Source organism: Parapedobacter sp. SGR-10, assembly GCF_011030405.1.
Taxonomy (GTDB): domain Bacteria; phylum Bacteroidota; class Bacteroidia; order Sphingobacteriales; family Sphingobacteriaceae; genus Sphingobacterium.
Genome location: NZ_JAAJTJ010000005.1, coordinates 176,293 through 184,778, shown reverse-complemented (window position 1 = coordinate 184,778; position 8,486 = coordinate 176,293). Strand labels below are relative to the sequence as shown.

The 8,486-nt window shown below is 42.3% G+C and carries 9 protein-coding genes; 2 read left to right on the top strand and 7 right to left on the bottom strand.

Features of this window, described 5'->3' with window-relative positions; translation table 11 throughout:
* Positions 1 to 202 (bottom strand): transposase (locus G5B00_RS06610; protein ID WP_163872474.1); only part of this gene is annotated, 202 nt, incomplete at its 3' end.
* Between the two features lie 67 nt (positions 203 to 269).
* Here G5B00_RS06610 and G5B00_RS06605 point away from each other — a divergent pair.
* Positions 270 to 653 (top strand): hypothetical protein, encoded by a 384-nt coding sequence (locus G5B00_RS06605; protein ID WP_163872473.1) that lies wholly within the window; start codon positions 270 to 272, stop codon positions 651 to 653.
* Between the two features lie 112 nt (positions 654 to 765).
* Here G5B00_RS06605 and G5B00_RS06600 read toward each other — a convergent pair whose 3' ends face one another.
* The 6 genes from G5B00_RS06600 to G5B00_RS06575 form a co-directional block, all read right to left on the bottom strand.
* Positions 766 to 2,010 carry a sulfate adenylyltransferase subunit 1 gene (locus G5B00_RS06600; RefSeq protein ID WP_205966330.1) on the bottom strand — a complete coding sequence of 415 codons (1,245 nt, stop codon included), beginning with the start codon at positions 2,008 to 2,010 and terminating at the stop codon, positions 766 to 768.
* Between the two features lie 82 nt (positions 2,011 to 2,092).
* A complete protein-coding gene (gene cysD, locus G5B00_RS06595) occupies positions 2,093 to 2,983 on the bottom strand; it encodes a sulfate adenylyltransferase subunit CysD (protein WP_163872471.1) in 891 nt (296 codons plus the stop codon).
* An 82-nt stretch (positions 2,984 to 3,065) separates the two neighbouring features.
* The gene (locus G5B00_RS06590; protein ID WP_240894411.1) at positions 3,066 to 3,782 is read right to left on the bottom strand and encodes a phosphoadenylyl-sulfate reductase; all 717 of its coding nucleotides are present in this window, start codon (positions 3,780 to 3,782) and stop codon (positions 3,066 to 3,068) included.
* Between the two features lie 59 nt (positions 3,783 to 3,841).
* A complete protein-coding gene (locus G5B00_RS06585) occupies positions 3,842 to 4,435 on the bottom strand; it encodes a bifunctional precorrin-2 dehydrogenase/sirohydrochlorin ferrochelatase (protein ID WP_163872470.1) in 594 nt (197 codons plus the stop codon).
* 5 nt (positions 4,436 to 4,440) lie between these two features.
* Positions 4,441 to 5,220 (bottom strand): uroporphyrinogen-III C-methyltransferase, encoded by a 780-nt coding sequence (cobA, locus tag G5B00_RS06580; protein WP_163872469.1) that lies wholly within the window; start codon positions 5,218 to 5,220, stop codon positions 4,441 to 4,443.
* A 2-nt stretch (positions 5,221 to 5,222) separates the two neighbouring features.
* A complete protein-coding gene (locus G5B00_RS06575) occupies positions 5,223 to 7,331 on the bottom strand; it encodes a HEPN domain-containing protein (RefSeq protein ID WP_163872468.1) in 2,109 nt (702 codons plus the stop codon).
* 179 nt (positions 7,332 to 7,510) lie between these two features.
* On the opposite strand from G5B00_RS06575, the gene G5B00_RS06570 reads away from it, so the two are divergent.
* Entirely contained in the window at positions 7,511 to 8,485 is a 975-nt protein-coding gene (locus G5B00_RS06570) for a PstS family phosphate ABC transporter substrate-binding protein (RefSeq protein WP_163872467.1), read from the top strand.
* The last annotated feature ends 1 nt before the right edge of the window (position 8,486 follow it).

Sequence of the window (8,486 nt, the reverse complement as noted above, 5' to 3'; positions counted from 1 at the left end):
TTTTTAATTGAGCATTCTCCTCTTCAAGCTGCCGGAGACGGCGCAGTTCAGCTACCCCTAAGCCACCATATTTCTTCTTCCAGTTGTAGAAAGTGGCTTCACTGATTCCCATTTTGCGGCACACTTCCTCGACGCGTGTACCGGTCTCGGCCTGCTTGATGGCAAAGGCGATCTGCGCTTCGGTAAACTTTGATTTTTTCATGGATATTCCTCCCGTTTAAAATTAGTAATTCATAAACGAATTCTCTACTTCTAAATACTCCAGTTTTTTGGGGAGAGATCAAATAGATGCCATATACAAGTTTGGTAACCTGTATGATAAAGCTACAAAGAGGCGCATCATCATTAATGATGGAGCTGAAGTATCGATTACTTTGCAATCTTCAAATGATCTTTTGTCAGAAGATCCCAAATTACCACAAAAAGCACCACTAAATGCAAAGGAAAAAGAAGATGCGGTGATAGCTTTTTGTCAAAAGCAGCAGGAACAAACAAAGTATTGGAAATTGTTCAAAAAGAGGAAGCATCTTTATTTTGAAATTTCAGCGAGTGTGAAAAGCCGGGATGGGATGGAACCTTTTCATTATATATTTGAACCAAAACTTTTGAGTTGTACTTTGCATCAGAAGCTTTTGTTATACAATGTCATATAATTTATATTATGTTAAATATAAAATTGAGAACACCCCTTTTTACAAAAAAGACCTCCAAACGAAATGGCTTGGAGGTCTTTATGCATTATGGTATATGTTGGGTTTATTTTACTTAAACGAGTTCTTCAACGGTCAAGGCACCTACAGTTAGGTTATTGCGCGGATCGATGATAATAGCCCGCGCATTCTCTGGAAAATCCCTGTTCAGATCAAAAACGATTTCTTCAGCAGCTTTAACCAATATTCGGCCGATATCGTTCAAGCGTATTTCTTCGTCATAGGTACGTTCTTGTGTATTGACATCATATTTGAACAGAATTTTAGGAACTTTGATTTTTGTAGTTTTTGTCTGGTTTTGCAACAGATAAACTTGGTTGGTATCCAGTGGTTTATTTTCAAACCATGAGATATTGGCTTCAAAAGATCGCTCAAGATGTGTCGGTTTAGCTGCGCTGACGATAAAATCACCACGGGATATATCGACATCGTCTGCTAAATGTAAGATGACAGATTGTCCATTCTCGGCATACGGAAACTCCTTTTGATCCAATTCGATGCTTTTTATGCTACTTTTGACACCACTTGGCAAGATAAGGACCTCTTCGCCGACCTTTAGCCCCTCTCCCAATACACGTCCAGCATATCCCCTATAGTCCGGTAACTCAGCTGTCTGCGGTCTAATAACCCATTGGACAGGAAAACGCCAGGTCGATCGATTATCATCTTGAAAATCAATGTTTTCTAAATATTCCAATATCGTAGGCCCATTGTACCAAGGCATACGGGAAGATTCCTCTACAATATTATCGCCTTTAAGGGCTGATACAGGAATGAAATCTACATGTTGCAATTCCAGTTTCTGGGCCAACTGTAAATAATCTGTTTTGATATTTTCGAATACAGCTTGCTCATAATCAACCATATCCATTTTGTTGACACAGACCAATACTTGTTTTAGCGACAGTAATTTTGCAATAAAAGAATGTCGTTTCGTCTGTTCGATGACGCCTTTGCGCGCATCGATCAGGATGATGATCAGATCGGAATTGGATGCTCCGGTCACCATGTTGCGGGTGTATTGGATATGTCCGGGGGCATCTGCAATGATAAACTTACGCTTTTCAGTCTGAAAGTATTTGTAAGCGACGTCGATGGTAATACCCTGCTCCCGTTCGGCTTTAAGCCCATCGGTCAAAATAGCCAAATCTACCGTACCATCGTCATTCTTACGGTTTGCCTTTTGGATGGCTTCCAATTGGTCGTCCAAAATAGAGTTTGTATCGTATAGCAATCGGCCGATCAGCGTACTTTTGCCATCGTCTACGGATCCTGCCGTTATAAATTTAAGTATGTTCATTTTTCTTAGTATTGCGTATTGCGTAGTGAGTATTGCGTATCTTAAAAATCTCAATACGCTATACGCACTACGCATATCTTTTTTAAAAATACCCTTGTTTCTTTCTTTCTTCCATAGCTGCTTCGGAGACCTTGTCGTCCATACGTGCTCCCCTTTCACTGACTGTTGAGGCTTTGATTTCAGCTATAATATCATCTAGTTCTGTTGCTACAGAGCTTACAGCAGCAGTACAGGTCATATCTCCTACTGTCCTAAAGCGAACTGATTTATGTTCTATAATATCTTCTTCATCCAAATTGAGACAAGGGTCGGCTGCCATCCATTGGCCATTGCGCCAGACGACATCTCTTTCGTGGCTGAAATAGATGGATGGAAGTGCGATTTTTTCGCGTTTGATGTAGTTCCAGACATCCAGTTCTGTCCAATTGGATATGGGGAATACACGTACATTTTCGCCTTTATGGATCTTACCGTTGAATATACTCCACAATTCGGGTCTTTGTCTTTTGGGATCCCATTGACCAAATTCGTCCCGGACAGAAAAGATACGCTCCTTTGCCCTGGCTTTTTCTTCGTCACGGCGGGCACCTCCTATACAGGCATCAAAACCGTGCCTTTCGATGGTGTCCAGTAGCGTCACGGTCTGTAAGGGATTTCTACTTGCATTTTTACCTTTTTGCTCGATGACTTTTCCTTGGTCGATACTATCCTGCACCGATCCCACGATCAGCTTCTCTCCCGTCTGTTCGATCAGCCAGTCTCGAAATTGTATCGTTTCGGGAAAATTGTGTCCCGTATCGATGTGTACCAAAGGAAACGGGAATTTTCCTGGCCTAAAGGCTTTTTTAGCCAAATGTACCAAGGTAATGCTGTCCTTGCCCCCGGAAAACAATAAGGCTGGATTTTCAAATTGTCCTGCTACTTCTCGAAGGATATAAATTGCTTCGGCCTCTAAATGATCTAAATAATCCATTTATTTAATTACAAATTATAAATTAAGAATTATGGATTTTCATGTTCAAATCTCCAAATTCTTATATTTTTAAATTACTTTTTTACTTTGTGGCGTGTAGTCCACATTCCTTTTTACTTCTATCCTCCCACCACCATCTGCCGGCTCTGAAATCTTCTCCGGGTTGGATAGCTCGCGTACAAGGCTGACAACCAATACTGGGGAAGCCTTTGTCATGCAATGGATTGTAGGGTATGTTGTACAGTTTCAGAAAATCCTCTACGTCTGTTAGTGTCCAGTGGAATAAGGGGTGTACTTTGATGATTCGGTTTGCTTCGTCCCATTCCACAAAATCCATATCCTCCCTATTGGCCGATTGCTCTGCACGTATTCCTGTAATCCACACTTCAAAGCCTTGTATTGCTCTTTTCAGAGGTTCTATCTTGCGGATATAACAGCATTCCTTGCGGTTTTCCACGCTTTCATAGAAACTGGACGGTCCTTTCTCCGTGACCATACGTTCTACAGCTGCTGTATTGGGATAATAGGCTTTGATAGGCAACTTATACTTTTCCAGCGTCCTGTTCCAGACGTAGTAGGTTTCGGGAAATAATCTGCCTGTCTCCAACGTGAAAATAGAGGCTTTTGTCTGATTTTCAGCCAGCAAATGTGTGATGACTTGGTCTTCTATACCAAAAGACGTGGAAAAAACAGTTTTTTCGCCATACCTGTCCGAGATATACCTCACGATTTGCTGTGCGTCCAACGTTTCTAAATCTCTTTTTAACTCCGCTATCATCTCTCTTTTAATTAACCACATAGACACTCCTATGTGGGAAATTCACTTTCTTTCTACACTTTTTTGTTTTTGCCCTTTTGCTATGTGGTTTGATTCGTCTTTTGTTTACGGACCAATCCTTCCGTATGTGCATTGAGCGCTTTTATCTTTTGCTGAAAATCTCCTTTTAGCTGATCACGCATCTGTTGCATCAGTGTCAAGGTTTCGTCGATCTCTTCGGGCAGAATATCGTTTAAGAACTCCTTCAATCGCTTTGCCATCGTCGGTGATTTGCCATTGGTCGAGATGCCGATTTTCAAGTTACCTTTTTGAACGACAGAACCAAGATAAAAATCACATAGATCAGGCTTATCGGCAACATTGAGCAGGATATGCCGTGCTGTCGTCAATCGTCGTATGCTATCATTCAGCACTGTATTGTTGGTCGCCAAAATAACCAGGTCTACATTTTCGAGATCGTTTTCCTCAAACCTACGTTGACTGAGGGTAACTGTTTTTTTCCCCGCTATGAATTCTCTGACCTCTGCCTCCACCCTTTCGGCGACGATATGTACCTTTGCCTGAGGAGAATTGCGGAATACGGCCTGCAATTTTTCCAAACCCACAGGACCGGCACCGACCAATAAGGTCTGTATCTGATCCATCTTGACATATATCGGAAACAAGGTGTTCACGTAGACTATACTTCTAAATGTTGGATATCCTGACGTAATTTTTTGAAAGACATGTGTTTGCTCACCACCTCTCCCAATACAATGATTGCCGGTACTCCCAAAAGGTTTTTATGCACTTCTTCCAAGATCGTATTTACCGTACCTACGGCAACGCGTTCATTGGGTAGAGAACCATTTTGGATCAAGGCAATAGGCAAATCGCCTTTTCCATTTTCTTGATATAAAGTTATGATTTGTTGGATTTTAGAGTATCCCATCAATATGACTACTGTAGCATTGGTCTTGACGGCTTTGTGTACGTCATCGGATAGTCTGCCATCTGATGTAGATCCTGTGATAACCCAAAAACTTTCGCTGATGCCCCGATAGGTCAACGGGATCTGCTGCAGTCCGGTCAATCCTACAGACGAGGAAATCCCCGGTACGACCGCAGTGGGAATATCAAACTGCCGCACGTAGTCCAACTCTTCTCCTCCCCGTCCGAAAACAAAGGGATCGCCTCCCTTCAGCCGTACGACATGACCGTGAGTCAAGGCATAATCTACCATCAGCTTGTTGATATAATCCTGTGAGGTGGAAAGCCTTTCCGCTCTTTTGCCTACATATATCTTGGTACAAGATGGTTTTGCATATTCCAATATCTTTTCATTGACCAATGCATCGAAAAGAATGACATCGGCATTTTGGATAGCTTTTATACCTTTTAAAGTAATCAAATCAGGATCTCCTGGCCCCGCACCCACTAATGTTACCTTCGGTTCAATATGTTTGTTATCTTGTTGCATGACTATTTTGCTAATACAGCTTCCCTCTGTAATTTGGTTTGTTCTAAAAATTGTTGTGCCTGTACAAAGTAGGTCTTTGCAAACTCTTCTGTAGGCTCATTTTTACTGATCTGTAGGACGACATCGGCAAAACTTTTTTGTCCCAGGTTAAATTCACCTGTCTCAATAAAGTAAGTGTCAAAATCCTTGATAATCCCTATTTGAGTGCTGCTGTGTACTTGTTTGTCCAGCAATAATGCTTTCGCACTGTTGATAAAGGATGTATAGGTGTGATAGATAGCATCAGCATAGGCTTGAGCCTGTAAGGACAAGTCCGCATAATGTAGCTTTTCTTCCGAATCTGCCAACAGTGCCGCGACCAGATCGATGATCACACCGGCACATTCGCCGACACCTATAGCTCGTATGAATTCTTCATCTTGTCCCCAATCTATAAACTCATCGTCTACCACGGTACTTTGATCGGCAATGGGTTTCAACAGTTGGTAGAAATAATCCTTGCCCAACTCGTCGTAGTAGTGTAGGAAGCTTTCGTAGTTGCTTCCTTTATCACTATAATCATTGAGTATCGTACGCAAGACTTCCGGGGCTCTTTTGGAAGGGACTTTGATCACTTTGTCGGCGGCACGCCCCTCGCCATTCCCCACGGCTCCTCCACCCAACAATACCTGTACCGTAGGCATGATCTTTCCGTTGACCTTCATCGAACTGCCATGAAAACCTATATGTGCAATACCGTGCTGGCCGCAGCTATTCATACAGCCACTGATTTTGATCTTGATCTCTTTGTTATAGACAAAATCGGGATATTCGTTATAGATGACCGATTCCAATACTCTGGACAGCTCCATAGAATTGGATATACCTAGGTTACAGGTATCTGTTCCCGGACAAGTGGTCACGTCGGCCACACTATCGTGCCCCGGTTCGGTCAACCCCAAAGCGTCCAATGCCAAAAACAATTCTGGAAGGTTAGCCTCCCGTACATATTTAAGCAATAACCCTTGGTTGATCGTCACGCGCATATCATCAGCGACGATATGTCTTACAGAGGCTACTAATTTTCTGGCCGTATCCGTAGACATGTCTCCAGTTTTGGCTTTTATAAAAGCACCGAAATAGCCTGCCTGCTTTTGTTCGAATATATTGGTAGATCTCCACAGTTCATAGGCCAATTGGCGTTCCGCAGGGATTTCTACTTCTGTGAAGACAGGCTCAGGAAGAACGGGCTCTTCTACGGTATTCCGATCAATCTTGTATGTTTTGACTTTATTGGCTATTTGTTCTTCAGCAGCCATTTTTACAAACTCGTCGAAACCCACTTTATTCAACAAGAACTTCAAACGGGCTTTATTCCGGTTGGCACGCTCCCCATATATACCAAATACACGTACCACAGATTCGGAAAAAGGAATGATCAGATCCTCGTGCATAAACTCAGAGACCGACTGTCCGATATAAGGCTGTGCGCCCAAGCTACCGCCTAGGACTACTTTAAACCCTCTTATTTCCTCGCCATTCTCATACTTGACCTTAGGTATAAAACCTATGTCGTGGATAAAAGAAAATGCTGTATCCTCTTCACTGGAAGAGAAGCCGAACTTGAATTTTCTTCCCAGATCCATACTGACAGGGTTTCCCAGGAAATATTTGAAGAAGCCATGTGCATAAGGCGCTACATCGAAAGGTTCCTTAGGATCTATTCCGGCAATACATGAGGCTGTAACATTCCGTACGGTATTGCTACAGGCTTCACGGATTGTGATGTCGTCTTCAGATAATTTGGCCCAAAGTTCTGGAGTTCTATCTAGACTCACATAATGTATCTGGATATCTTGACGTGTGGTGAAATGCAGGTTTGAAGATGCATATTCGTCAGATACATCCGCAATCTTAAGTAACTGTTTGAATGTCAGCTTACCGAATGGGATCTTGATGCGTACCATTTGTACTCCCGGCTGACGTTGACCATAGATACCACGTGCCAAGCGTAATGACTTGAACTTGTCCTCTACTATCTTCCCCTCTCTATAGGCTCGGATATTTTTTTCCAAATCAATGATTTCCTGTGGGACAACTGGATTCTCTAATTCTGTTCGAAAGCTAAGCATACTTAAATTTTGTTGTACTTAAATTAATAGTTTCACTACACACAATTTGTGCTGCCCCTATTATGTAGGGAGCAACGGCACAAAGTTAAAAAATAAATTTATATTAATCCTACATAATCTACCAAATTAGTATATATTTGTAGAAATTTTTTGAGAAGTAGTTTTCGCATAAAAATTACATGAGGATTGTCTATATATTAAAAATAAGTATTGCATTTGTATTAGTAGCTTATAGCTGTGCTCCGAAAGTCAAGGAAGGGTATGATGCCAAAAATGGATATCGAGGCAATATCTCTATTTCCGGAGCCTTTGCACTGTACCCTATCGTCGTATTGTGGAGCGAAGATTTCAAAAAAGTGCATCCACAAGTACGTTTTAATATTTCGGCCGGAGGAGCAGGTAAGGGTATTGCGGATGTATTGACTGACATGGTAGACATAGGGTTGGTTTCGCGCGATTTACACCCACAAGAGATAGACAAAGGCGCTTTGCCGATCTTTGTGGCCAAGGATGCTGTATTGGCGACATTCAACCCAAATAATCCCAATACCAAGCTTTTACAGCAGAGAGGACTGACGCGTGAAGAACTGTCGGGTATTTTTGTAGAGCAGAAATACAAGACATGGAAGGCAATAGATCCAGCGTTTTCGGACGACGGCATCGGTATATATGTGCGTTCGGATGCTGCCGGAGCCGCAGAAACGTGGGCCAAGTTTTTTGGGGAAAGCCAGGAAGGATTGAAGGGCGTTGGTATTTTTGGTGACCCGGGATTGGCACAAGCCATCAAGGACAACAAGTTTGCCATCGGATTCAACAATATCAATTATGTATATGATCTTAACACTTCTCATACGACGGACAACATTGCCGTGGTCCCGATAGATATCGACCGCAACGGCACCATCGACCCGGAAGAGCAGTTTTATGGTACGCTAGAGGAGCTGACAGATGCCGTAGCAACCCACAAATACCCTTCTCCCCCTTCACGTGAGCTGACCTTTGTGATCCGAAAGGACAATAATAGCCCATTGATCAAAGAATTTATCCGTTTTATTTTGGACAAGGAACAACAAGGCTATCTATTGGAAAATGGATATGTGCCACTGAATGAAGAACAACGCGCTGCCGAACTTAATAAACTAAACCTAAATTAAG